19 protein-coding genes are annotated in these 24,404 nt (G+C 65.8%); 9 read left to right on the top strand and 10 right to left on the bottom strand.

Annotated elements, in window-relative coordinates; genetic code table 11:
• Window positions 1–111: 111 nt before the first annotated feature.
• Genes ABGN05_RS17210 through ABGN05_RS17195 form a run of 4 tightly spaced genes read right to left on the bottom strand, consistent with a single transcriptional unit; the run spans window position 112 to window position 5,856 of the window.
• Window positions 112–1,494: an FAD/NAD(P)-dependent oxidoreductase gene (locus ABGN05_RS17210; RefSeq protein ID WP_367955273.1), complete on the bottom strand. Its 1,383-nt coding sequence runs from the start codon at window positions 1,492–1,494 to the stop codon at window positions 112–114.
• Entirely contained in the window at window positions 1,491–1,802 is a 312-nt protein-coding gene (locus ABGN05_RS17205; protein ID WP_367955272.1) for a (2Fe-2S)-binding protein, read from the bottom strand. The genes ABGN05_RS17210 and ABGN05_RS17205 overlap by 4 nt, the downstream gene beginning before the upstream one ends.
• Entirely contained in the window at window positions 1,802–3,787 is a 1,986-nt protein-coding gene (locus ABGN05_RS17200) for a hydantoinase B/oxoprolinase family protein (protein ID WP_367955271.1), read from the bottom strand. Before ABGN05_RS17200 ends, ABGN05_RS17205 begins: the two co-directional genes overlap by 1 nt.
• Before the next feature lie 5 nt (window positions 3,788–3,792).
• Window positions 3,793–5,856 carry a hydantoinase/oxoprolinase family protein gene (locus ABGN05_RS17195; RefSeq protein ID WP_367955270.1) on the bottom strand — a complete coding sequence of 688 codons (2,064 nt, stop codon included), beginning with the start codon at window positions 5,854–5,856 and terminating at the stop codon, window positions 3,793–3,795.
• A gap of 217 nt (window positions 5,857–6,073) precedes the next feature.
• Between ABGN05_RS17195 and ABGN05_RS17190 the strand changes: the two genes are divergently transcribed.
• Window positions 6,074–7,201, top strand: a complete 1,128-nt coding sequence (locus ABGN05_RS17190) for an NAD(P)/FAD-dependent oxidoreductase (protein WP_367955269.1) — start codon at window positions 6,074–6,076, stop codon at window positions 7,199–7,201.
• Between the two features lie 220 nt (window positions 7,202–7,421).
• Here the strand turns inward: ABGN05_RS17190 and ABGN05_RS17185 are convergent, their stop codons facing one another.
• The 3 genes from ABGN05_RS17185 to ABGN05_RS17175 form a co-directional block, all read right to left on the bottom strand.
• Window positions 7,422–8,795, bottom strand: a complete 1,374-nt coding sequence (locus tag ABGN05_RS17185; RefSeq protein WP_367955268.1) for an aspartate aminotransferase family protein — start codon at window positions 8,793–8,795, stop codon at window positions 7,422–7,424.
• Window positions 8,796–8,810: 15 nt separating this feature from the next.
• Window positions 8,811–9,647 carry a GNAT family N-acetyltransferase gene (locus tag ABGN05_RS17180; protein ID WP_367955267.1) on the bottom strand — a complete coding sequence of 279 codons (837 nt, stop codon included), beginning with the start codon at window positions 9,645–9,647 and terminating at the stop codon, window positions 8,811–8,813.
• Window positions 9,648–9,823: 176 nt separating this feature from the next.
• On the bottom strand, window positions 9,824–10,861 hold the full coding sequence (locus ABGN05_RS17175) for a tartrate dehydrogenase (RefSeq protein ID WP_367955266.1): 1,038 nt from the start codon (window positions 10,859–10,861) through the stop codon (window positions 9,824–9,826).
• A gap of 522 nt (window positions 10,862–11,383) precedes the next feature.
• Here ABGN05_RS17175 and argE point away from each other — a divergent pair.
• Window positions 11,384–12,520 carry an acetylornithine deacetylase gene (gene argE, locus ABGN05_RS17170; protein WP_367955265.1) on the top strand — a complete coding sequence of 379 codons (1,137 nt, stop codon included), beginning with the start codon at window positions 11,384–11,386 and terminating at the stop codon, window positions 12,518–12,520.
• Between the two features lie 22 nt (window positions 12,521–12,542).
• Here the strand turns inward: argE and ABGN05_RS17165 are convergent, their stop codons facing one another.
• Window positions 12,543–13,034: an Lrp/AsnC family transcriptional regulator gene (locus ABGN05_RS17165; RefSeq protein WP_367955875.1), complete on the bottom strand. Its 492-nt coding sequence runs from the start codon at window positions 13,032–13,034 to the stop codon at window positions 12,543–12,545.
• 893 nt (window positions 13,035–13,927) lie between these two features.
• Here ABGN05_RS17165 and ABGN05_RS17160 point away from each other — a divergent pair.
• The 3 genes from ABGN05_RS17160 (at window position 13,928) to ABGN05_RS17150 (ending at window position 16,521) form a co-directional block, all read left to right on the top strand.
• Window positions 13,928–14,281, top strand: coding sequence for a cupin domain-containing protein (locus ABGN05_RS17160; protein WP_367955264.1), 354 nt, complete (start codon window positions 13,928–13,930; stop codon window positions 14,279–14,281).
• Between the two features lie 171 nt (window positions 14,282–14,452).
• Window positions 14,453–15,589 (top strand): alanine racemase, encoded by a 1,137-nt coding sequence (locus tag ABGN05_RS17155; RefSeq protein WP_367955263.1) that lies wholly within the window; start codon window positions 14,453–14,455, stop codon window positions 15,587–15,589.
• Window positions 15,590–15,600: 11 nt separating this feature from the next.
• Window positions 15,601–16,521, top strand: a complete 921-nt coding sequence (locus ABGN05_RS17150) for an ornithine cyclodeaminase family protein (protein WP_367955262.1) — start codon at window positions 15,601–15,603, stop codon at window positions 16,519–16,521.
• A 213-nt stretch (window positions 16,522–16,734) separates the two neighbouring features.
• On the opposite strand, the gene ABGN05_RS17145 is transcribed toward ABGN05_RS17150, so the two are convergent.
• A complete protein-coding gene (locus ABGN05_RS17145; protein WP_367955261.1) occupies window positions 16,735–17,763 on the bottom strand; it encodes an ABC transporter substrate-binding protein in 1,029 nt (342 codons plus the stop codon).
• 315 nt (window positions 17,764–18,078) lie between these two features.
• Here ABGN05_RS17145 and ABGN05_RS17140 point away from each other — a divergent pair, with 315 nt between their 5' ends.
• Window positions 18,079–19,470, top strand: a complete 1,392-nt coding sequence (locus ABGN05_RS17140) for an MmgE/PrpD family protein (RefSeq protein WP_367955260.1) — start codon at window positions 18,079–18,081, stop codon at window positions 19,468–19,470.
• Between the two features lie 21 nt (window positions 19,471–19,491).
• Here ABGN05_RS17140 and ABGN05_RS17135 read toward each other — a convergent pair whose 3' ends face one another.
• Window positions 19,492–20,811: an NAD(P)/FAD-dependent oxidoreductase gene (locus ABGN05_RS17135; RefSeq protein WP_367955259.1), complete on the bottom strand. Its 1,320-nt coding sequence runs from the start codon at window positions 20,809–20,811 to the stop codon at window positions 19,492–19,494.
• A gap of 343 nt (window positions 20,812–21,154) precedes the next feature.
• Here ABGN05_RS17135 and ABGN05_RS17130 point away from each other — a divergent pair, with 343 nt between their 5' ends.
• The 3 genes from ABGN05_RS17130 to ABGN05_RS17120 all read left to right on the top strand — a co-directional run bounded on the left by ABGN05_RS17130 (window position 21,155) and on the right by ABGN05_RS17120 (window position 24,400).
• Window positions 21,155–21,823: a haloacid dehalogenase type II gene (locus ABGN05_RS17130; protein ID WP_367955258.1), complete on the top strand. Its 669-nt coding sequence runs from the start codon at window positions 21,155–21,157 to the stop codon at window positions 21,821–21,823.
• Between the two features lie 54 nt (window positions 21,824–21,877).
• Window positions 21,878–23,335: an aldehyde dehydrogenase family protein gene (locus ABGN05_RS17125; protein WP_373695955.1), complete on the top strand. Its 1,458-nt coding sequence runs from the start codon at window positions 21,878–21,880 to the stop codon at window positions 23,333–23,335.
• 153 nt (window positions 23,336–23,488) lie between these two features.
• Window positions 23,489–24,400, top strand: coding sequence for a LysR family transcriptional regulator (locus ABGN05_RS17120; RefSeq protein ID WP_367955256.1), 912 nt, complete (start codon window positions 23,489–23,491; stop codon window positions 24,398–24,400).
• The last annotated feature ends 4 nt before the right edge of the window (window positions 24,401–24,404 follow it).

The following is a 24,404-nucleotide window of genomic DNA, read 5'->3' as shown; positions in this document are numbered from 1 at the left end:
CCCTGCACATCGGTGGGCTCTGATCCAGTCCGCGCGCTTCACCCCTGCACAAAAGCAAAGGCCCGAGGCGCATCGTCTTGGGCTTTTGCACCCGCCGGGAGGCCGCGACCGTCACGCGGGGTCGGGGCCGTCCGTCGGCCGCGTCTGCATCAGCCCGCCGATCAGTGCCGGGCGCACCGGTGGCTGATCGCGCAGTCGGCCGACATCGCAGGGCCTTGCGCCGCTCCGCCCCGCGATCAGCTCTGCGGCGGCAAGCTGGCAATAGCGCCCCTGACAGCGCCCCATGCCCACCCGGCTCAACGACTTGACGCGGTTTGCCTCGGCGCCGCCGTGATCGACCATTGCGTGCAGGGTGGAGACGGTAACGCCCTCGCAACGGCAGACCACCGCCGTATCGGGTAGCGCCCGCACCATGGCCGCGGGCCAGGGGAAAGCGCGCGCGATGCCGCCGGCAAAGCGTTCAAGCTGGTCGAGCCGGGCAAGATCGCCGCGGGTGTCGGGGGCCGTGCGGCCCATATCAGTCAGGCAGGCGGCGCCGGCAAGGCGGCCCGCAACCTCTGCGCCGTCGGCCCCGAGGATGCGCAGCCCGTCGCCCGCCAGATAGACACCGTCGCGCGCACGGCCGTGGCGGTCGACCCGCGGAAGCCATTGCGCCCACATCTCGCTCCAGTCGAATTCGGCGCCCGCAAGACCCGCAAGCTGCGTCTCGGCCCGCAGGTGCCAGCCCATGCCGACCATGTCGCAGGGACTGCGGTGCCGCTTGCCGCCCGCATCCGCCCAGTGCACCGCCGTCACGCCCGTCGCATGGCCTTCGATCTCGTGGAGACTGACGCCGGCTTGGTAGCGCCGCCCGAGCCGCGCCCGCATTGTCATGCCGCGCCACGCAAACACTGGCCGCGCCAGCAATCCCGGCAGCGCCGCAACCTGCGTGGTCAGAGGCGCGGTATCCAGCACCGCCTCGATCCTGGCGCCGGCCTTCAGAAGCTGATAGGCGACAAGCGTCAGCAAAGGCCCCGAGCCCGCCAGCACGATCTGCCGGCCAAGCGCCACGCCCTGTGCCTTCAGCGCGATCTGTGTGGCACCCAGACTGTAGACTCCCGGCGCCTGCCAGCCCGGCACTGGCGCCAGCCGGTCCGTGGCCCCGGTGGCGATGATCAGTCGATCATAGGGCAGGACGCGCTGCCCCGCAGGCGTCGCCGCATGCGCCCCCGCGGCGGAAAAGCCCAGAACCGAGCTCTGCGCCAGATGTTCGACGCGGCCTGCCTGGACCAGCTCGTCAAAGGTCCCGTGCAGCGCGTGGGCCTTGTCGGCCTCAGTGCCATAGAGCGCTTCCGGTGGGCGGATGAAGCCGGGCGGCGGGCGGCGGTAGATCTGCCCCCCTGCCCTTAGGCCCTCGTCCACCACCAGCGGGCGCAGCCCGGCAACGGCCAGCGTTTCGGCCGCGCGGATGCCGGCAGGCCCCGCGCCAACGATCATTATACGCGGATCGGTCATGGCCACGCCTTCGGTGCCTCGGTCAGCAGGCACATCCCCGGCGCGATCAATGTCGAGCAGCCGCGCAGGCGCGTGCCCTCTTCCGTCCAGATCCAGCAGTCCTGACAGGCGCCCATCAGGCAGAAGCCAGCGCGCCCCTCCGGTCCGAATTCCGACCAGCGCAGCACCGGCCCGACGCTCAGCACCGCCGTAAGCACGCTGTCTCCCGCAAGCGCAATGCAGTCCACGCCATCCAGCGTGAACTGCACTTGCTTGCGGCCTGTTTCCGCCAGCCGGACGATGCGGCCGAGCTGTGGCGTTGCTGCCATCACTCCGCGGCCTCTTGCAGGAACCCGGCGGGCAGCGGCATGCCGGGGAAACGGATGCGCACCTCCTCGAAGGTCCGGCGCACGCCATCGACGCCCGAGCGGCCCTTCATGCGGCGGAAGATTTCCGTCTTGGTGAAGAAGCGCCAGTGGATCGGCAAACCCGTCAGAATGTCGGTCAGCAGGTCATAGGCCTCGGGGGTCCACTGCGCCTCATAGCCCTCGCGCTCCGGCCCGTAGTGGAAGAAGGCGGACGATGCCGCCATGCTGGCGCGCAGCTTCGCGGTTTCTTCGGCATCGAGCGCGCCGTCCACTACCACGACGCCATAGTCGCGCGCCGCTGCCTCGACCGAGACATAGCCACCCACCACATCCTGCACCACCCGAGCCGGTTCGCGCTCCAGCGGGCTGCCGCGGCCGCCGCCGCCAGCGGAGCGGATTTCCAGCACGTCGCCGGGTTGCAGCACGGCGGTGTCGATATTGCCCAGCCGCTTCGCCGCCGGGGTGCCCGGGTTCACCCACATGTCCGACAGCCCGCCCGCCCGTCCACCAAGCGCGCCCCAGGGGCGAAAGAACGACCGATCACGGTTGCGCACGGTGACACGGCTGTCGGGCGCAAAGACCTTGAACGCCATTTCGGTCGCAAGCCCGCCGCGCCAGCGGCCTGGGCCGCCGGTATCCCGCGCCAGGCCATAACGGACGAATTCGACCGGCACCTCGGTTTCGGTGATCTCGATCGGCGTGTTCTTCAGATAGGCCGCATCGGCGCCCGAACCGTTGGTGCCGTCGCGATGCGGCATGCCGCCGCCGCCGCCCACGACCGGGTTGACTGCCGCGATCATCGTGCGGCCCCGGTCGTCCGTGGTCATCACGTTGACAATGCAGTTGTTGCCCGCAGGTGCCGCCGGCAGACGGTCCGGCACCGCCTGCAAGAAACCGCCGAAGATCACCGAGCGGAGCCGCGCGCAGGTCAGCGACCGCATCCCCACAGCCGCGGGACTAACCGGGTTCAGCACTGATCCTTCTGGCGCGATGCAGGTGAAGGGCCTCGTCAGCCCCGTGTTGAGCATGATCTTCGGGTTAAGCGTGTAGAGGATGTAGTAAATCCCCACCAGCAGCACCGAATGACGCGGGTCGCCCCCTGTCGGGACGTTGAGTGACGAACCGAGCTGCGGGTCCGAGCCGGTGAAATCCAGGATCGCCTCGTCGCCCTTGATCGTCAGCTTCAGCTTCAGGCGGCAGGGATTGGCCTCGACCGAATCCTCGTCGGCAAAGTCGGTGAAATCCCATGTGCCATCGGGGACTGAGCGCAGTACGTCGCGCGCCTGCGCCTCGGCATGATCAAGCAGCTGGTCAACGCCGGCGAGGAAGGCCTCCTTGCCGAATTTTTCAACCATAGCGAGGATCTTGCGCTCGCCTGTGGTCAGCGCGCCGACCATGGCCTTGATGTCACCCATGTTCAGGTCGGGCTTGCGCACGTTGGTCGACATGATGCGCAGGATCTGCTCGTCATAGACGCCTTCGTTGACTATCTTCATCGGCGGAAAGCGGATGCCTTCCTGATGGATCTCAGTCAGAGCGCGCGAGAGCGAGGCAGGCACCGCGCCACCCATGTCGGTGTTGTGGATATGGCCGCCGGTGAAGGCGATCAGCTCGCCCTCGTAGAAGACGGGTTTCCACAGCACGGTGTCGGGCGTGTGGGTGGCCACGAAGCTGGAGTAGGCATCATTGGTAAAAGCCACGTCGCCGGGCTTGTAGTCGGCGACCTGGTTTATCGCCCGCCCGAAGGTCAGGCCTACATACCAGGTGGCGCCCAGATCCATCGGCACGGCGATGGTCTCACCCCGGCGGTTCAGCAGCATCACCGTGAAATCCTCGGTTTCCTTGACGAAGGCCGAATGTGCGGTGCGCTGCAGCGTGTAGGCCATGTTCTCAGCGGCGGCACGGGCATGGTTTGCCAGCACCTGTAGGTTCATCCGGTCGAACACTTGGCTTACTCTCCGAAGGTGAGATGAAGGTTCAGGAACCGGTCGACATGCGCGCGCGCGCCGGCCGGGATAGCGAAGGTGGTATCTTCCTGCGCCACCACCGCCGGGCCGACGAATTCCGCCCCTGGTCGCAGGTCCTCACGGGCATAGAGTGGGATGGGCCGCAGCTTGCCGCCGGTATAGACCGGAACGTCGCGTTCGGCCTTGGCCTCAGAAAGAACTTCCTCGGCTTCGGGGAAGTGCAGTTCGGGACCCGCGCCGATTGCCGACAGGCGCAGGTTGACCACCTCGATCTCGCCCTTGGCGTCGAAATAATCGTAAAGTCGGGCGTGCATGTCGTGGAACGCGGCGGCGACTGCCTTCAGATTGCCGCCGGCGATCCATTCGGTACGCAGCGGCACCTCGATCTCGAAGCTCTGCCCGGCATAACGCATGTCGGCCATCAGCCGCATTTCGGCGCTGCCCTTGTGGTTCTGGGCGGCGAGCCAGTCGCGCCCCTCGGTCATCAGACCGTCGAGCGCGCTGCGCATCCGCGGCAGCGAGGAGGGCGCGAGTGCTGCAAACACCGTGCGGATGAAGTCGCCGCGCAGGTCGGCCACCAGTCCGCCGAGCGCAGACACGACGCCAGGACGGCGCGGCGCCATCACGCGACGCATCTGCATCTCGAGCGCGAGGAAGGCACCAAGCATCGGCCCGCCGCCACCGAAGGGCATCAGCGTGAAGTCACGAAGATCGACACCCGACCGCGAGGCGAGCTTTTCCACCTCGACGAACATCTCGGACACCGCAATGTCGAGAATGGCCTGCGCGGTTTGCTGCGTCGAACGATCAAGCATTGCTGCCAGCTCGCCCACGGCCTGCTCGGCTAGTGCCACATCCATCTTCAACTGGCCGTAGGCCATCTGGCTGTGGCCCAGCCAGCCGCAGACCACCATTGCATCGGTCACGGTCGCGCGGTTGCCACCACGGCCATAGCAGGCGGGTCCGGGGGTGGATCCGGCGGATTCGGGCCCGACGCGCAGTACGCCGCGATCATCGACCTGCGCGATCGAGCCGCCGCCGATCCCGATCGAGCTGACCGAAACAGAAGGAATGTAGAGCGGGAACTCCCCGATCAGCTCCCCAGTGCCGAACTGCGCCTCGCCATCGATGATCAGCGCGAAGTCGGCCGAGGTCCCGCCGATGTCGAGCGTCAGGACGCGCTTCTCGCCCGCCTGCCGCGCCAGCCACGCCGCGCCGATCACGCCGGAGGCGGTGCCCGACAGCAGCATGTTCACGCAGGACTGCTTGCCTTCGTCGGCATTCATCAGCCCGCCGTTCGATTTGGTCAGCATCGGCCGCGCGGGCACGCCGCGCCCGGCCAGACGTTCCTGCAGCGCGATCAGGTAGCCAGCGACGCGCGGATGGACATAGCCGTTCAGGATGGCGGTGGTGGTGCGTTCGTATTCGCGGATTACCGGCCAGACCTCGGACGAGGTGAAGACGAAAAGATCGGGCGCAAGGCGCTGGATCTCGGCCTTGACGGCGGCCTCCTGCTCGCTGTTGCGCCAGGCGTGCAGGAAGGACACGATGAAGCCCTTCGCGCCGCGCTCGCGCGCGGTGGAAACCGCCTCGGCCAGCGCCGCCATGTCGGGCGCCACGCTCTGGCGGCCATCGGCCAGCATCCGTGCGGCAATGCCGAATACCCGGTCGCGCGTCACCAGTTGTTCCGGTCGCGAGCAGAACAGCGAATAGACATCCGGCATGCGCAGGCGCGCAAGTTCGATCACGTCTTCAAAGCCCGCATTGGTGATCAGCGCCAGGTCCGCGCCGCGCCGCTGGATGATCGTGTTGATGCCCACGGTCGTGCCATGGACGAAGCGGCTCACGGTCGTGGGATCAAGTCCTTCGCGCTCGGCCAGCAGGGTCAGGCCGGTCAGAAGCTCCGCCCCCGGATCGTCCGGCGTCGTCAGCACCTTAAGCGAGGCCACGCGCCCGGAACGGGCTTCCAATGCGCAGAAATCTATAAACGTGCCGCCAATGTCGACACCGATCTTCCAATCGGTCTCGCTGGTGATCGCACCATCCATAATGGGCCCTTTCCTCTTTGTTGCCCGAATGCTGCGCAAGGGTCAGTCAGAAGTCCACGTCGCAAATGACATCACGGCATAAGCGCTGCTCATGCATTCCCGCGTCGTGGGACATTTTGTATAGCCTGGACTTATGGCCCTGTGTCTTTCCCGTCCTTGACCTGTCGGCGGCGGGCGCGTCACGCTCGCTCCATCTGCGGCGGCTCGGACGGACAGTATGGACGTGATCGTAATCGGCGGCGGCCTCATGGGAAGCGCTGCGGCCTTTTTCCTGGCGCAGCGGGGCATCAAGGTCACCTTGCTGGAACGCCATCGGGTCGGAACCGGGGCCACCATCGCCTCTTTCGGCAACATTCGCCGCACCGGGCGCCATCTGTCACAAATGCCGCTGGCCCATCATTCCCGCAGACTCTGGGGCGAGGCAGAAACCCTTCTGGGCCGCGATGTGGAGTTTCGCGCTCACGGCCATTTGAGGCTCATCTTCGGCCCTAGAGGGCTGGCCGACATGCGCCGCTACAGCGAAGCGGCGCGTCCCTGGGGCCTCGATCTGCAGGAACTCGAACCTGCCGAAATCCGGCGCCGGTTTCCCGGTCTCGGTCCGGCGGCGATCGGCGCGTCCTTCTCGCCGCAGGATGGCAGCGGCAACCCCCGATTGATCGCTCCCGCCTTTGCGGAGGCCGCGGTCCGAAAAGGTGCAAGCGTGGTGGAGGCGGCCGAGGTTCTGAAGGTCACTGCGGGTGCGAGCGGGTTCACGGTCGAAACCAGTCAGGGCACGTTCCACTCCGATCAGTTGCTGAACGCCGCCGGGGCATGGGGTACCCGCATCTCGCGCCAGTTCGGCGAGGATGTGCCGATGACCGCCTATGGCCCCCAGATGGGCGTGACGGAGCCCTTGCCATGGCTGGTAAAGCCGGTGGTCGGCGAGTGGTCGGAAACCGGCCATGGCGGCTATCTGCGTCAGGTGGAACGCGGCAATATTATCTTCGGCGGAGTGGTGGCACGTACCCTGGTCGACATGACGACCGGATATGCGCAGTACGATTTCTCGCTGCTGTCGCGGCAGCTTGCCCGCATAGTCCCGCTGCTGCCGGGGCTGGCCGGAGTGTCGGTGATCCGCACATGGTCGGGCTGCGAGGGCTATGTCGCGGATGAACTACCGGTGATGGGGGCCTCCGAAACCACGCCAGGACTGTTTCATGCCTTTGGGTTTTGCGGGCACGGCTTTCAACTCGGGCCGGGGGTCGGCGATGTGATGGCTGAACTGATAGCGACCGGCCGACAGCTCGTGCCATTGGACGATTTCAGGATCGGCCGGTTTGCCACAACGGCAGCAGGCGCGGCCTGAGGGCCGGTCGGACGCTTCCCGCCCGTCGGGAACACCCGCTCAACACCCGCGGATGCGACTGACGAGCCCGCGCGGTGCCAGCCCGGCGAGATCGATAGGGATGGCGTCGATGATTTGGGCGGCACCTGTCGGATGTGGAAGGCCACATCCGGCAACGCTTGGAGAAGGCGTCGCGGAACACCCCCCAAGCAATCCGGCGGCGGCATGCGCAGGACTGCCATCAGACCATTGCCGCGCGCACGTCCGGGTCGGCAAGAGTCTGGTCGAGCGTCAAACGCGTGCGCTCAACGATCTGGTCGATCTCATCCTCGGTGCAGCAGAGCGGTGGCGCATAGCCAAGCACACCCTGCGCGAAGGCGCGGATGATGAGCCGGTTGCGCCATGCCCGATCGAAGATACGCGTCGCCGGGAACGCTGCCGCTGGCAATGGCGTCTTCTTCCCCTTGTCGGTGACGAGCTCGACCGCCGCCAGCATGCCACGGCCGCGCACATCGCCGACCAGCGGGTGATCCGCAAGGTCCCGCAGTCCCGCCAGCAGCCGCGCTCCCATCTTCACGCCGTTGTCGAGCAAGCCGTTCTCGTAGAGATCGAGTGCGGCAAGCCCCACCGCCGCGCTGACCGGATGGGCGGAATAGGTCTGGCCGTGACCCACCGTCGCCGCCCCCGCTCCATCGGCAATGATCTGAAAGACATGATCCGACAGGAATATCGCACCCATGGGCACATACCCCGAGGTCAGTCCCTTGGCGGTGGTCATCATGTCGGGCACAATGCCTTCCTCACTGCAGGCAAACATCGGGCCTGTGCGGCCGAATCCGGTGATGACCTCGTCGGCGACGAAAAGGATCTCCAGTTCCTTGCAGACCGAATGCATGGCCGCGACCCAGCCCTTGGGCGGGACCAGGACGCCGCCCGACCCTTGGATCGGCTCCAGGTAGAAGGCCGCCACGCGCTCGGCGCCGATCTCGGCGACCTTGGCGCGCAGTTCCGCGACCGAGGCCGCGATGATCGCTTGATCATCCTGACCGACCGGGTTGCGATAGGCGTAATGCGACGAAATCTTGTGCTGCCAGTCCAGCGGCACGCCAAAGCCCGCATGGAAGGCCGGCAGCGCGGTCAGTCCGGCGCCAACGGTCGAAGAGCCGTGATAACCGTGCATCACCGAAATGAACTGGTCACGTTGCGGCTGGCCCTTGGAATGCCAGTAGTGGCGGGCAAACCGGACCGTGCCGTCCACCGCATCCGAACCACCCAGCGAGAAGTACACATGGTTCAGATCGCCCGGCGCGTGATCCGCCAGCCGCGCCGCCAGCCGTGCTGCAGGCTCCGACCCGAGGCCGAAATAACCCGTGGCATAGGGCAGCTCGCGCAACTGTCTGGTTGCCGCCTCGATGATGTGGTCCTGGCCGTAGCCCGCATTCACGCACCACAGCCCGGCAAAGCCGTCAAGCAGCGCGCGCCCCTCGGAATCGGTTACAGTCGCGCCCTTGGCCGAAACCAGCAGGCGCGCGCCCGCCTTTTCGTGCCCGCGCCACGAGGCGACGGGATGCACCAGATGCGCCCGGTCGAGTTCGACGATGGAATTGCTGAGCATGATTTCCCTTTCTTGTCAGCCAAGGGCCTGCGTTACGAGGCCGAAACGCCGGAAGCCACCCTGAGGCGCCGTGGGCGTGCCGCGCCGCATCGCAATGCCGGTATCGACATGCGGCAGACCGATTTCGATGAGCCAGTCCGACAGGCCCGAATCCTCGCCTGCGTCCTGCGCAGCATCGACCCGCACGAAGCGGCCGGCCTGTCCGGCCAGAAGGAAGGTCAGCAGATCCTGCGCTACTGCCTGATCCTGCGCGACGACCGGTCCCACCATCCCGCCGCGACCGAACTCGTGCAATACGGCAAAGCCATGCCCCTCGGCGAAGGCGACACGGCCGTTGGCGCAGAGCCGCGCCAGCAGCGCGGCGCGGTCTGCGCCTGTGGCGGCGAGGTCCATTGCCGCGATGGCGGGAAGATTGGCGGCGGTGGCAAGGCGCACACCTGCGGGCGCCGTCAGCACCGTCAGCGTGGGCAAGACGGCCTGATGCTGATGCACCGTGCCCCAGGATTCAAACCCCAGTTTCCGGTAAAGTGGCAGCCCCAGTTCCGTGGCTGTCAGTCGCCATTCTTGCGGCGCAAGCAGCTCCAGCGAGCGCTCCATGATCTGGCGCCCCAGCCCGCGACCGCGCATCGTCGCATCCACAATGATCATGTTGGCCATAGCCAGATCGCCCATAGGGGTGGCAAGTGCGGTGGCCACCACGGTGTCGCGGTGCAGCGCCACGTGTCCCCGACCCAGGCTGACCAGCAGGGCCCAGTCCTCGTGCCGGTGCGGCCAGCCCGCGGCCAGCGACAAGCGCACGGCGGCATCGATATGGTCCGGGCCAAAGCGGCGAAAGGCCAGGGTCTGTGTCATGCGGAAGCCTCGCAGATCGTCTGCTGCGTAGCATGGCCCGTTCTCGGCCCACATGTAGCGGCTTGCAGCTCCGCGACAGCAATGTTCGGCCGTTGAGGGGGCGGCGGACGGCATGAAAAACTGCGGATGGCGAGTCAGGCCGCGCCTGGCCCAGGGCCGCAGGCCGGCCCGCGCCGCTATTCGCCTTCCAGCTCGTCGAGGATGGCGGCGGTGATGGCATCCGTCCTGTCCTGCCCCGGCACGGTGCCGATTCCCCGAGCGGTCACGGCCTCGATCGCGCGCATGATCCGCGCTGCGGCGGCGGCCTCGCCCAGGTGGTCGAGCATCATGCGCAGCGACCAGATCGCGGCGATCGGATTGGCGATGCCCAGATGAGCGATGTCGGGGGCGGAGCCATGCACCGGCTCGAACATCGAGGGGTTCTGGCGCGTCGGGTCGATATTGGCCGAGGCTGCAAAGCCCAATCCCCCCTGGATCGCCGCGCCCAGGTCGCTCAGGATGTCGCCGAACAGGTTCGAGGCAACGATGACGTCAAGGCTTTCGGGCGCCATGACCATGCGGGCGGCGATGGCATCGACGTGGTAATGGGTCACCTCCACTTCGGGGAACTCGGCGGCCAGCTGGTCGGTCACCTCGTCCCAGAACACCATCGTGTATTTCTGCGCATTCGACTTGGTGACCGAGGCAAGCCGCTTGGATCGCGCCATCGCTTGTTCGAAGCCGAAGCGCAGGATGCGTTCAACGCCCGCGCGTGTGAAGATCGCGGTTTCCACCGCGACCTCGCTCGAGGTACCCTGATGCACGCGGCCACCGGCGCCGGAATATTCGCCCTCGGTGTTTTCGCGGATGCACAGGATGTCGAACCTTTCTTTGCGCAGCGGCCCTTGCACGCCCGGCAGCAGCCGGTGCGGACGAATGTTGGCGTATTGCACGAAGGCCTTGCGGATCGGCAACAGCAGCCCGTGTAGCGAGACGGAATCCGGAACCTTGGCGGGCCAGCCAACTGCGCCGAGGAAGATGGCATCGTAGCCGCGCAGGATTTCGATGCCGTCCTGGGGCATCATGCGCCCGGTTTTCAGCCATGTGTCGCAGGACCAGTCGAAGCTGGTCGGGACGAGGAGGCCGGGGGCGGCCTTTTCGGCCACCCGTATGGCGGCCTCGATGACGGTGGTGCCAATCCCGTCACCGGGGATCAGGGCGATCTTGTGGGACATTTGGGCCTCGAAGGTCGATCAGGACTACTTTGCAGCTTCTCGCGAGATGGGCCGGGCCTGATGCTCGTGCGCAAGGCCTTGTAGCCCCCTGTCAGCACGACGCGATGATGCGCGACAGGTCGCGGGTATCGAACGACGCAAGCCAGGAGGTCGGATGGTCGATGGGGGCCAGCGCTTCGGCCTCCTCCTCACCGCGGGGCTGTCTCGCCCGGGATTGAGCGGCATCCGCGACCCAAATCGCGGTCAGGGATGGCCGACCGACGGCGGGGTCAGGCTGACGGGATCGAAGGACCGGCTCATCTCTCGCACTCCTCTTGATGAGCGCAGGTTAGTGGGTCAGGCTGGCTGGAACTGTTGCAGACCGCGAGCGGGCGGGCGTTCTTGCCGTTCTGGCCGGGGCGCGCCGCATCTTGTGCTGCGCGCCGGAGCGTCCTGCCCAACAGGCGATTCCGCCCCGGGCATCATCTTCGGCAGAATCTGGCGTGCGGGTTGGCGCAGGATGACCGCAAGCGGAGAAACCGAATGATCCCCGAAGTCATCCTTGCCGATCTTGTCGCCTGCCCCGACCTGCCGGGCAGCAGCAATGCCCGCATAGCCGATTGCGTCCTGGGCCACCTGCGCCGCGCGGGCCTCGATCCCGTGGTGCTGCCGGGACCCGAGTGCGACCGGGTGAACATCTGGGCCAGTATCGGCCCGCGCGACGTGCCGGGCATGATCCTGTCGGGCCACATGGACGTGGTTCCGGTCGAGGGGCAGGCCTGGACCAGCGACCCGTTTCGGCTGACCGCGCGGGAGGGTCGACTGTTCGGGCGCGGCACGTCGGACATGAAGGGCTTCCTTGCCTGCATGTTGGCGGCCATTCCCGATTTCCGCGCAGCGCGGCTGACGCGTCCGCTGCATCTTGCCTTTTCCTATGACGAGGAGATCGGCTGCCGCGGTGTCGGCCACATGATAGCTGCACTGCCCGATCTGGCTGCGGCGCCCTCCGGCTGCGTCGTAGGCGAGCCTACCGAAATGCGGCCGGTCCTGTCGCACAAGGGCAAGCAGTCCACCCGCCTGGTGATGACCGGGCGCGCCGCCCACAGCGCGCGCCCGGACGATGGGGTGAATGCCAATTACGCGGGCGCCGAGATCCTGCTGGCGATTCGCGAACTGAACGCGGCGCTTGCAGCAGGAGGGCCGTTCGATCCGCGATTCGACCCGCCACATTCCACGGCGGTTGCGGGGGTGGTGCGCGGCGGCACCGCCGTCAACATCATCCCCGACCGTTGCGAAATCCAGATGGAGGTGCGCAGCATCCCCGGCCAATCCGCCGCCGATGTCACGGCGCAGGTGTTGCAGCGGCTGGCGGCGCTGGTGCCCGCGGGCGCCGCGCTATCCGTCTCGAATGAGGAGCTTAGCAGCTATCCCGCCCTGCCACCGGCCGAGGGTTCGGCGCTGGCGGGGCTGCTGCAACGCCTGACCGGGCAGGTCCCACTGCGTTCGGTCAGCTTTGGCACCGAGGCCGGGCTGTTCCATGCGGCGGGCATTCCGGCGATCATCTGCGGGCCCGGCAGCATCGACAGGGCGCATCGCCCTGACGAATACATCCTGCCCGAAGAGCTGGCCGCGTGCATGGCGATGCTGCGCGGGCTGGCCGGCGAGCTGGCCGCGGCATGAGCCGCCGCGCGGCGAGGATCGCCTAATCGTCGTCCCGTTCGAAGATCTTGCTCAGCGGCACCGGCTGGCGCCGGATCGGCGTTTTGATGACGACATAGCTGAAGTACTGCGCGATCCCGCTGTTCTGGTCGGCCAAGGCTTCGATGATCGACTGGAAGTGCAGCAAATCGCGCACAATGAAGGTTACCAGATAGTCGAAGCCGCCGCTGATCAGATGGCATTCGGTCACCTCGCGGAACTTGCGCAGCCGCGTCTCGAAGCGCTGAAAGCTCTCCGCCTGATGCTTCTCCAGCGTGACCTCGACCAGAATCGTCAGGCACTCGCCCAGCTTGCGCAGATCAAGCTCTGCCGAAAAGCCGGTGATGAAGCCTTCGGTCCTGAGCCGCTTCACGCGGATCAGGCAGGGCGAGGGCGACAGCCCGACCGCTTCGGCCAGCTCGGAATTGGTGATCCGGCCGTTTTGCTGCAACTGGCTCAGGATGTTGATGTCGATGCGATCAAGTCGGGCAGCCAAGGCGCATTCCTTCACGGCGGAGCGGTGCAGCCGGACAATATCGCCAACTGCTTGCGATGGTCCATCGAGGACCGGCGCGGGAGCCTGAACTCCGTCTGAATCGCGGGCAGTTTTCCAAACCAACCTGCGCGCAGCCCACGGTTCGAACGGAATCTGCATGGCCGCGCCGTGGCAGGCTGACGCGACGTCCGTCCGGAGGACAACAAGGCCCCCGTTCTCGCCCAGATACATAACCTTCGACCGCCACGGAATCCTCACCAGTTTCCACCTGGCGGGGGCCGCACGCAGCGCCGACGGCGAGCCGCTCCTCGACATTGGCGGTCGGCCGGGCCTTGTCGGTCCGTGACGGTTGGGGCTTCTGCAAGTCGTATTGCGCCTGCGGATATTCGGGGCGGATCATCCGATTGCCGGGATTTTCATCATTCCGGCGACGACGGGCATCGGCGGGGGTGAAGTCATGGTCTCGCTTCCTTACTCAAGAACAGCGGAACATGGTGCGATCCCGCCGTCCTTCCGCCTGACAGGACGGTCCCTGATGCGGGACTACATGCACACCACCCGCGCCGCACTCAGGCGGCGGGCGCGTCCGGGCTGAGGGACGGGCGGCGTCGCCCCGGGCACGCGGCGCTCGGCTGAGCACCTGCATCGGGCAAAGGTTGGCACATACATCAATGATCCCGACCGGGGGCGGCCTCCAGGCGCGGCATCCGCACGGCACCAGCATCGCTGAAACGCCGTGAGCCGCGGCAGCGAATTTTCCGCAGGCGGCGCATCAAATTCTGTATGGTGCGGGCAAAACAGCATAGGTTGCGGAGTGGCCGCGAAATTCGTCGCGCCCGGGCGGCATCCCCCCGCTAGACTGAAGGCCTCCCCTTCTTAACGAGGCCAGCACCATGAACCTTATCGTCCCCGTCGATACCGCCCCGGCATTCGAGCCCCGCCCCGTCCAGGTCGCGCCCGACCGCCTGCTCGCGGGGACACCGGTCTGCAAGGCCTGGGATCTGGACAATGCGAAAGACGGCAAGGTGCGCACAGGGATCTTCTCGGGGACCGAGGGTACCAACAAGTCGATCAAGGGCGAAATCTTCGAATTCTGCCACATCCTCGAAGGCGTGGTCGAAATCACCGAGGATGGCGGCACTCCGAAGTTGTTTCGGGCGGGCGACAGCTTCGTGATGAAGCCAGGCTTTGTTGGTCAGTGGCGGACGATCGAGCCGTTCAGGAAGATCTTCGTCGTCGTCGAGTGAGGCCTCCGCGCGCCGCGCCTTGTTGCGCCCGGCTCTCGCCGGCGGGCACCCAACGGCGGGCGGTCGCACGCTGAGCGGGCGAAGGATTCTTCGCCCTCGCGCCCCTGCCCTCGACCGAGCGGGCAGTTGCGCTGACTAAAGCATTACAGGGAGTACGCGATGCAACATCCGATGCCCAACCTCGAACAGCTGACCACGCCCTGCCTGATCCTCGACGAGGCGCGGATGACGCGCAACATCCGGCGGCTGGCGGACAAGGCTGCGGCGCTTGGCGTAACGTTGCGGCCCCATCTCAAGACCGCGAAATCCACCGAAGTGGCGCGCCGCGTGCTGACCGACGGGGTCGGTCCCGCGACAGTGTCCACCCTTGCCGAGGCCGAGGTCTTCGCCGATGCGGGCGTTCATGACATCCTCTATGCCGTGGGCATCACGCCGCAGAAGCTGCCGCGGGTGCTGGCGCTGCGCGACCGGGGCTGCGATCTTGTCATCCTCATCGACAGCATCGCGCAGGCGCGTTCGGTTGCGGCGGCGGCACGGGCTGCGGGGAAGCCGATCCCCGCGCTGATCGAGATCGACAGCGATGGCCACCGCGGCGGCCTGCGTGCGGGCGATACCGACCTGATCGAGATCGGCCAACTGCTGCACGGCAGTGGCGCGGGGTTGCGCGGCGTGATGACCCATGCCGGCGAAAGCTACGGGGTGAGCGGGTGGGCTGCCCATGCCGAATTCGCGGCGAAGGAGCGTGACGCGACGGTGGCCGCCGCGCAGGCGCTGCGTGCCGCGGGCCTGCCCTGCCCGGTCGTGAGCGTCGGATCGACGCCGACGGCACATGCGGCCGAGGATCTGGCTGGCGTGACCGAGCTACGCGCCGGCGTGTATATGTTCTTCGATCTCGTGATGGCCGGGATCGGAGTTTGTGACACCGATGACATCGCGCTTTCGGTGCTGACGACCGTGATAGGGCATCAGCATGACCGTGGCTGGGTGCTTGTCGATGCAGGCTGGATGGCCATGTCGCGCGATCGCGGCACCTCGGCGCAGGCCGTGGATCAGGGCTACGGCATCGCCTGCGACATCGAGGGCAAGATCTATCCCGACCTGATCGTCCGGCAAGCCAATCAGGAACACGGCATCATCGCCTTGCGCCCCGGCTCGTCGGCAACGCTGCCGGATCTGCCTGTCGGCGCTCGGTTGCGCATCCTGCCGAACCATGCCTGCGCCACGGCGGCCCAACACGGCAGCTATCACGTGATCCCGGCAGACGGGTCGGCGCAGCTGCGGCAATGGCACCGCTTCGGCGGCTGGTAGGAGTTCTCGCGATGATCTTCATCGACGAAACGCGTTCGGCCGCTCTGGCCACGCACGAGATGGCGTATGATGCGATCCGCGAGGCGCTGATCGCCACAGTCCGCGAGGATGCGATCAGCTTCCCGGTTGTTATCGGACATGGCAGCGATGCGCAGAACCGCTTCACGATCAAATCCGCCTGCAACCGCGACATGGCCGGGCTCAAAGTGGGATCGTATTTCCTGTCCAATGATCGTGCGGGGCTGCCCAGGCACGGGTCGATGATCCTGCTGTTCGACCAGTCGATCGGGCGGATCGGCGCCATTGTCGAGGCGGGCAAGTTGAATGCCTATCGCACGGCGGCTGCGGATGCGGTGGCGGCAGAGGCGTTGTCCCGACCCGATGCGCGGGTGCTGACGCTGTTTGGAACCGGCCATCAGGCGGCCTATGAGGCAGCGGCTATCGCCCGGGTCCGCCCCATCGAACGGCTGGTCGTGGCGGGCCGGTCGGACGAGAAGACCGGCGCTTTGGTCGGGCGGCTGAAGGCGCTCGGCCTGCCTGCCGAGGCCGCGCGCAGCGCCGAGGAGGCCTGCCGCACCGCCGACATCATCGTCACCGTCACCAGCGCCCGCGCGGCGCTGTTCGACGCCGACTGGGTCGCACCTGGCACCCACATTGCCAGCATGGGATCGGACGGCAAGGGCAAGCAGGAGCTGCCGGTGGGCCTTTATCAGCGGGCGAAGCTATTTTGCGACCTGCCCGAACAGTCCCGTGTGGTCGGAGAGTTCCAGCACGCCCCGGCCGATGCCAGGCTGACGGCAATCGGGCAGGTCCTGACCGGGTCCGCTCCGGGGCGGACCGATCCGTCCGACATCACGGTTTTCGACAGTTCGGGCGTGTCGCTGCAGGATCTATTCATCGCCGAGGCCATCCTGCGCGCCCATTCCGCCTGAGGCGAGTTTACCGCACTGGCCCGATACCGCAGCAGCAAAGGCCGTGCCATGGCGGGAGCGTTCCCGCCATGGCACGGCCACGTTCTGCCTTGCCGGTCTGCCCCCTGACAGAAGAACGCCCGGCCAAGCCGTTCATGGCCTCGCCGGGGGCTTTCGGTCCTGCCTGCCTATTGGGCCCTGCCAAACGCGTTGTCCGGCGGGCTATGGCGCGGCTCAACCCTTCTGCATGAATCCCAGCCAGCGGGCCTCGGCAGCCTCGCCTTCCGGCGATGCCCACCAGTCGGGGCTCAACGGCACCGAAATCTTGACGTTGTCGGGCGCGGTGGTCAGGATTTTCAGCCGCTCGGGGTCGATGTGCTCGGCAAAGCCGGGGTTCAGCGGGCCGGTTGTCCAGCCTTCGCCCAGCCGCGCCTGACCGACCGGGTCCAGCAGGCCATCAATTAGCTTCATGGCGGCATCCTTGTGCGCCGTGCCCTTCAGGACGGCGATGCAGCTGAACTCCATGATCGCTTGATTGCGGGTGAAAACCGCGTCACCGCCTTGGTCGACAACCGTCGTCGCGCGGCCGTCCCAGAGCGGCATCATGTCAACTTCGCCATCCATCAGCAACTGGGTGGTTTCGGCGCCCGAAGTCCACCAGATGTCGATATGCGGCTTGATCTCGGCCAGTTTCGCATAGGCCCGGTCGACGTCCAACGGATAGAGGTCCTTGGGGGCTACGCCATCGGCCAGCAGCGCAATTTCAAGCATCGGACGGGCGTAGTTGCGCAGAGCGCGCCGGCCCGGGAACTTTTCGACATCCCAGAAGTCGGCCCAGGACTGCGGGCCCTTCTCGCCGAAGGTGTCGGTATTGTAAGCCAGAACGGTGGCATAGGCGGTGGTACCAATCCAGTGCTCGTGCTTGAACGCGTCGGGGATCGCCGCCGCATTTGGGATCAGCGCATAGTCCAGCGGCTCGAACAGGCCCTCGGCGGTACCGCGAGCGCAATAGCCGGCGGAGGCGTCGAACACGTCCCAGATCGGCTTGCCCGAGGCGACCTGCGCCTTGACCACCGGATAGCGGTCGGCGTTCGCGTCGATGATGACGCGGAAGCCGTACTTTTCTTCCGCCGGCTTGATCTGTGCCTCCATGACCACGTCGAGCAGCCCGCCACCGTCGGTACCGTAGGTCACCGTTTCCTGCGCGGCGGACTGAGAAGCGGCAGCGAAGATCGCCAGCCCGGAAAAAGCGGCGATCGTCAATCCCTTGTGGATGTCCTTCAGAGTGTAGTGTCGAGTCATCTCGTTCCCTGTTTGCTGGAGGATTCTTATACTTTTTGAGCGACCAACCGTAACAACCGGTTCCGACGTGGGCCAATAACTACAAGAGACCCCCACATAACCGGCGGTAGCGCGCCCCGCCGGGCGGCATGTCATGACCGACGATTATGCTCGCACAACGGAATCGCGGTAGTCGGCCATGGGCGGTTTTGCATGATGACAGGACGGACACATCGGTCGGGCAGGTAGTTGCCGGACGGGGTATCCGCATCGCGCTCAAACCGGAGAGGACGCGCCATGTCCGAAAGTCCCGCCGTCGACCATGCACCGATGCTTGCGGACTGGATCGCCGGCTTCGATCTGTCGAAGGTTCCCGCGGCTGCCGTCGATGCGGCGAAGAACTGTCTGATCGATGCTGTCGCCTGCATGGTGGGAGGCATTGCCCTGAAGTCGTCGCAGGTGGTGCTGGAAGTGGTGACCGCCGCTGGAACCTCAGGCCTCGTGACGGTGCCTGGCGAAGCCGCGCGGGTCGGGCTGCTGGACGCAGCATGGCTGGGCGGGCATACCGTCAATGCGCTCGACTTCGATGATTGCTTCCGCGACGGCGCGCCCTCGCATCCCGGCGCCACGATCATACCGCCTGCCCTTGCCGTAGCCGAGGCGCGCGGTGCGACCGGCGCCGAGTTGCTTGGCGCGATCATTGCCGCATACGAGGTATCGCTGCGCATCGGCCGCGCCGTCGACGCCAGCCCGGAACGCAAGGAGGTGGTCATGGGCTACAGCACGTGGCAGACCTTCGGCGCCACGGTGGCCGCGTCGCGGCTCTTGGCGCTCAACTCCACCGCCATCCGCTCGGCCTTCGGCATCACCGCCATGCAGGCGCCGGTGCCCGGTGTGCGCAAAGAGGTGGAGGGCCTGCGCCCCTATGGCTGGATCAAGAATGCCTACGGCGCCTGCTGCTACGTCGGCGTACTGTCCTCGCTGCTGGCGGAGAAGGGATTCCACGGCCATCAAAGCGTCTTTGACGGACCCTTCGGCTTCTGGATCATGTCCGGCTCGGACCGCCATCTGACCGAGGGTTATGCAGGGCTAGGCGAGGACTGGCTTGTTACGCGGGTCGAATTCAAGCCCTATGCGTGCTGTCGCTGGTCCCATACCATGATCGAGGCTTTGACCCGGCTGGGCGACGGGCTGGCGCCCGAGGATATCGCCGCCGTCGACGTGCATGGGTTCCTGGAGTTCTATCGCGGTCTGGGCGGCGACATGCCCGACAACATCGTCGATGCCCAGTTCAACGCCCGCTACCTTGCGGCTCTGCAGCTTCTGGGCCGCTCGCCCGAATTCGGCATGTCGGAAGCCGATCTGACCGATCCGGCCGTGGCAGAGATGGCCGGACGGGTGCGCCTGCATCACGATCCGCTGTATGACGCCGCGCACAATGCCACGATGGCAACGCCGGTGCGGGTGGAGATCGCTACGACAGGCGGCGAGGCGCGCAGCCTGTTCATCGAAGAGCCGCCCACCTCGGTGCGGCGCGGCGGGTTCAACCGGGATCAGATCTGCACGAAGTTCCGGCGGGTCTGCGACCCCGTTCTAGGAGCCGACCGGTCGGAACGGGCGCTTTCCATGCTGCTGAATGTCGAAAATGCCGATGTCGCGGCGCTCATGCGACTGCTTGCCGCCGCCTGAACCGAAGGCGGGCTCGCGCGTTCAGATGCCGCGCCGGTCCCATTTGTCCAGCATCCCGTAGTACATCACCGCCAGGGGATAGAACCAAGCGCGGCCATGGAAGTACGGCCGGGTTTCGAACTTCAGGTCCGAATAGACCGTGTTGCCCTCCGCGTTGCCCATCATGGCGTGAGCGACGCGGCTGCCAAGCCAGCTGGCCCGCGCCACACCCGTTCCGTTGTACCCCCCCGCAAAGTAGAGGCCGTCGAATTGCTCGACATGCGGAAAACCATCGAAGGTGAAGCCCAACTGCCCGTGCCAGTAGTGAGTGATCCTGGTCTGCGAGAGTTCGGGGAAGATCTCGACCAGCAGGCTGCGAATATAGCGGGCATTCGCGACATTGTTCTTGCGGCGGCCGCTCATGTTCAGCACCCGCCCGCCGAGAATCATCCGGGTTCCGTCGGGCGAAGGCCGATAGTAGGTCACGACGCGCTGGCTGCCGGCCAGGAGCTGCTGCTTGGGCATCAGCCGCGCCATCAGATCGGGTGGCAGCGGTTCGGTGGCGACGAGGCCGCTGCCGACCGGGATGATCCGCCGCTTCAGATAGCGCGATACCGTGGCGCTGTAGCCGTTGGTGGCAAGCAGCACCTGCCTTGCGGTCACGTCGCGCCCCGCCACGCGGAAGCGCAGGCCGCCGTTCTCGGGCCGAATCTCCGACACCTTGGCACCGCTGTGAATACGCACGCCGTGCCGGGTGGCGGCACGCGCCAGCTCGCGGGCATATTTCGCAGGATGGATGCCGGCATAGCCCGGCATCGAAATGCCGCCGTGGTATAGATCCGTCTTAACCTCGGCGTGTTGGGAAGAGCGGGGCACCATATAGGCATCGCAAGGCATGACCTTGTTGATGCGGTCGATCATCCGGCCCAACTTGTCATAAATCCGCGGCGCCATTGCGCCTTTGAAGTAGCCCACGACCTTCAGGTCGCAATCCAGCGCCTCGGTGGCGACGACATCCTTCACATATTGCAGCGAGTGAAAGCTCTCCTCGACAACGCGACGCGCGACATCCGGCCCATAGGCCATGGCCGTATCGAAGAACGCCCAACCCGGCCCGAGAAAGCCACCATTGCGGGACGAGGCACCCCAGCCCGGCGACTCTGCGTCGTAGATCGTCACCTGCTTGCCCGCGCGCGCAAGCACCAGCGCCGCGTTCAGGCCGGTAAAACCGCCGCCGACGATCGCAACCTCGGTCGTTGCCTCAATGTCATCGGAGGTGGCTGCTGCCGGTCGGGCAGCATCCCACCAGTAGGGGGTATCGACGGCATCTTCGGTGCAGAATTCGGCTTGGAGACGAGGCATGATGCGTTTTCCCGGGGATGCGCGGCCCGGCTGCGCGGGCATGTAGAGGCCGAAGGTCAGGCAGGCCCGCCCTTTGCTTCAAGACAATACATCTGGAACCGGACTGAACTGCCAGAACCTTCCATGCGTCATCCATAATTCCGCGTTATGGCGCGCTCGGCCGCACCGGACGTAGAGAAGAGGCCGCGACGTCGGAAACCAGCGGCATTCCCGCCGGGGCGGCGCCCCTTTCCTGCCACGCGGAGGGGAAATTCCATTCATTTATGCTGCGGGCATGAAGCCCTTCCGCAATTTCCCCTGCTTCAACCCTCTAGTCTCGGATGACGGCAAATGAGGAACCGAGATGGCGCGCTTCACACCGAAATTCATCACGTTTGATTGCTACGGCACCCTGACCAACTACGACATGGCGGGTGCCGCGACGCAGATCTACGCCAGCCAGATGACCAAGGCGAAACTGGACGCCTTTCTCTTCAGCTTCCGTGGTTATCGTCTGGACGAGACGATGAGCGCATGGAGACCCAAGAAGGAGGTCGTCTGCAACGCACTCGAGCGGACCTGCAAAAAGCACAAGATCGAATATCGCCGCGAAGACGGCGAGGCGATCTACAATGCCATTCCCACCTGGGGGCCGCACCCGGACGTGACCGAGGGCCTTTCGAAGATCGCGGACAAGATCCCCCTGGTGATCCTGTCGAATGCCGCCCCAGACCAGATCATCCAGAGCGCCGCGCTGCATCAGGTGGCCTATCACAAGCTGCTGACCGCCGAGGATGCGCAGGCCTACAAGCCGCGCCAGCGCGCATTCGAATACATGCTGGACGTTCTGGACTGCGATCCTGCCGACATCCTGCACGTGTCCTCGTCGTTCCGCTACGATCTTATGACGTGCTACGACATGGGGATCCGGAACAAGGTCTGGGTCAACCGCGGCCACGAGCCGGCGAATCCCTTCTACGAATATGCCGAAATCGCCGACACGCGGGGTCTGCCCGCACTCGTCGGCATGTAATGTCCCCGCCACCCCCGGCCGGCCGGAGGTGGCAGCATGTCGAAGGAGTTTCCAATGGCCACTACTGCCGATGCCCGGTCTGCCACGGCACGTATCCATCAGTTCTATATCAACGGGGCGTGGGTCGATTCATCGGGTGGTGACCGTCTTGATATCATCAACCCGGCGACCGAGCAGGTCGTCGGCCAGGTGGCGCTTGGATCCATCGCAGAGACCGACACAGCCGTAGCGGCGGCGCGCGCGGCATTTCCGGGCTGGGCCGCGACGCGACCCGACGACCGCGCCGATGTGATCGACCGGCTGCGGGCGCTGATCCTCGAAAATCAGGAAACGCTTGCCCGCGCCATCACCACCGAAATGGGCGCTGCGATCAGCTATGCGCAGGCCGCACAGGTGCCGCTGGCCGCAGAGCATCTGCGCGTCGCGAACGAGGTGCTGCGCAGTTATCCCTTCCTGACACGCCGGGGTCAGACCGCCGTTGTGCGCGAACCCATCGGCGTTTGCGGCCTCATCACCCCCTGGAACTGGCCTCTGTTCCAGATCACGGCCAAGGCGGGGTCCGCTTTGGCGGCGGGCTGCACAGTGGTACTGAAACCAAGCGAACTTTCTCCACTCAGCTCGGCCCTCTTTGCCGAGCTGATCGACCGGGCCGGGTTCCCTGCCGGCGTGTTCAACCTTGTCAACGGGACGGGTCCAGTGGTTGGGACCCGGCTGGCCGAACATCCTGATGTCGACATGGTATCGATCACCGGTTCGACCCGTGCCGGCGTCCAGGTCGCGCTTGCTGCCGCCCCCACGGTCAAGCGGGTCGCTCAGGAACTGGGTGGGAAGTCCCCCAACCTGATCCTCCCCGACGCGGACCTGTCTCGGGCCATTCCGCCCGGCGTTGCCTCGGCGATGCGCAATGTCGGCCAGTCCTGCAGCGCGCCGACCCGAATGATCGTGCCCCGCACCCGCCTTGCGGAGGTCGAAGCGCTGGCAATCGCAGCGGTGGCGGATATCAGGGTCGGCGACCCGACCGACCCTGCGACGACGCATGGTCCTTCATCAAACCGGGCACAGTATCACCGCGTTCAAACCATGATCCAGACCGGCATCGACGAGGGCGCGAAGCTCCTGATTGGCGGTCCGGGACGTCCCGAAGGCCTTGCTCGCGGCTTTTTCTCGAAGCCCACGATCTTTTCCGAGGTTTCCACGGACATGACCGTTGCGCAGGAGGAGATCTTCGGACCGGTTCTGGTCATCCTGCCCTATGACGATGTGGAGGAAGGGATCGCCATTGCCAATGACACGGTCTACGGCCTTGGTGCGCAGGTCCAAGGCACTGACCGGGAGCTGACCCGGCGTACCGCGGCGCGCATCCGTGCCGGGCAGGTGCATCTGAACTACCCGGCCTGGGATCCGTATGCGCCCTTCGGCGGCTACAAGCAGTCCGGCAATGGTCGCGAATACGGGATCGAAGGGTTGGAGGAATACCTCGAGACCAAGTCGATCCTCGGCTACTTCGACTGAGGGTGCATGTCATCGTCTTCACACCGGCGCGAACTCAGCTACTATCCCATCCGGTATCATTGCGGCATGTTCGCGCCGATGTGGACTGGCCTGACCATGATCCCAGCGCGGACGACCGGAAGGTTCGGCGCAACACACTGAGAGCGGAGCTCAATGAACGCCCGTCAGATCGAGATCTTCCGCACCATCATGCGCAAGGGATCGCTGACCGCCGCTGCCAACGCTTTGGCCGTGTCCCAACCCGCCATCAGCAAGTCGCTACGCCATTTCGAAAGCCATCTGGGCTACATGCTGTTCGACAGGATCGGCGGCCGTCTCGTGCCCACGGCCGAGGCGGAGATGTTATTTGCCGATGCAGACCGCATCTTCCGCGAGATCGAGTTGCTGGACGAACTGGCGCTGAACATCCGCGAACGGCGGGTCGGGCTACTGCGTATCGGGGTCAGCCTGTCGATGATACCGACGATCCTGCCGACGGCGCTCGTGGCCTTCAAGGCCAATCATCCGACAGTCAAGATCCAGGTCCACACCCAGCCAAAGGCCGAAACGTCGGAACAACTGCAGATCGGTGGCATCGACATGGGCCTGACCGTCTCGACGATTCAGGCGCCCACCATCCGCAACGAAATCCTCGCAGCCACCCCGGTGGTGGCGGTGCTGCAGGCAGATGATCCGCTTGCGGCGCTGCCCGTGCTTACGGTTGAGGAGCTGAAGGACCGGCCGCTGATCTCCTACGGCTCGCAGGTCGAGATCGGCGCGATGCTGGATGACGCGTTCGAGCAGATCGGCGTGACCCGGCCGCAGGCGATTCAGGTGTCATCCTCGCTGGTGGCTGCGCCGCTGGTGCAGGCGGGTCTTGGAATCGCGCTGATCGACGGCTTCATGCCATGGGACAAGTATCCTGGCCTCGTGACACGCCCTTTCAAGCCGCAGCTCATGATGAACCTTGCGATTTCGACAAATTCCGAAAAGCCGGCCTCGCGCCTGCTGTCGGCGTTCCGCCTGAACCTGCGCGACGCGATCCGGCAGTATCAGACGGATCACGGCACCGACGCCCAGCTCTGAGCAG

It is taken from the genome of Aquibium pacificum, from assembly GCF_040839445.1.
Taxonomy (GTDB): domain Bacteria; phylum Pseudomonadota; class Alphaproteobacteria; order Rhizobiales; family Rhizobiaceae; genus Aquibium; species Aquibium pacificus.
This window is presented reverse-complemented; position numbering and strand designations above follow the sequence as displayed.

Bases quoted from the DNA above. Each gene is read 5' to 3' on its own strand.
- ABGN05_RS17125 (WP_373695955.1), top strand. From the start codon at position 21,878: ATGGCCACTACTGCCGATGCCCGGTCTGCCACGGCACGTATCCATCAG.
- ABGN05_RS17210 (WP_367955273.1), bottom strand. From the start codon at position 1,494: ATGACCGATCCGCGTATAATGATCGTTGGCGCGGGGCCTGCCGGCATC.
- ABGN05_RS17120 (WP_367955256.1), top strand. From the start codon at position 23,489: ATGAACGCCCGTCAGATCGAGATCTTCCGCACCATCATGCGCAAGGGA.
- ABGN05_RS17180 (WP_367955267.1), bottom strand. From the start codon at position 9,647: ATGACACAGACCCTGGCCTTTCGCCGCTTTGGCCCGGACCATATCGAT.
- ABGN05_RS17205 (WP_367955272.1), bottom strand. From the start codon at position 1,802: ATGGCAGCAACGCCACAGCTCGGCCGCATCGTCCGGCTGGCGGAAACA.
- ABGN05_RS17175 (WP_367955266.1), bottom strand. From the start codon at position 10,861: ATGTCCCACAAGATCGCCCTGATCCCCGGTGACGGGATTGGCACCACC.
- ABGN05_RS17150 (WP_367955262.1), top strand. From the start codon at position 15,601: ATGATCTTCATCGACGAAACGCGTTCGGCCGCTCTGGCCACGCACGAG.
- ABGN05_RS17185 (WP_367955268.1), bottom strand. From the start codon at position 8,795: ATGCTCAGCAATTCCATCGTCGAACTCGACCGGGCGCATCTGGTGCAT.
- ABGN05_RS17140 (WP_367955260.1), top strand. From the start codon at position 18,079: ATGTCCGAAAGTCCCGCCGTCGACCATGCACCGATGCTTGCGGACTGG.
- ABGN05_RS17130 (WP_367955258.1), top strand. From the start codon at position 21,155: ATGGCGCGCTTCACACCGAAATTCATCACGTTTGATTGCTACGGCACC.
- ABGN05_RS17135 (WP_367955259.1), bottom strand. From the start codon at position 20,811: ATGCCTCGTCTCCAAGCCGAATTCTGCACCGAAGATGCCGTCGATACC.
- ABGN05_RS17195 (WP_367955270.1), bottom strand. From the start codon at position 5,856: ATGGATGGTGCGATCACCAGCGAGACCGATTGGAAGATCGGTGTCGAC.
- argE (WP_367955265.1), top strand. From the start codon at position 11,384: ATGATCCCCGAAGTCATCCTTGCCGATCTTGTCGCCTGCCCCGACCTG.
- ABGN05_RS17155 (WP_367955263.1), top strand. From the start codon at position 14,453: ATGCCCAACCTCGAACAGCTGACCACGCCCTGCCTGATCCTCGACGAG.
- ABGN05_RS17160 (WP_367955264.1), top strand. From the start codon at position 13,928: ATGAACCTTATCGTCCCCGTCGATACCGCCCCGGCATTCGAGCCCCGC.
- ABGN05_RS17190 (WP_367955269.1), top strand. From the start codon at position 6,074: ATGGACGTGATCGTAATCGGCGGCGGCCTCATGGGAAGCGCTGCGGCC.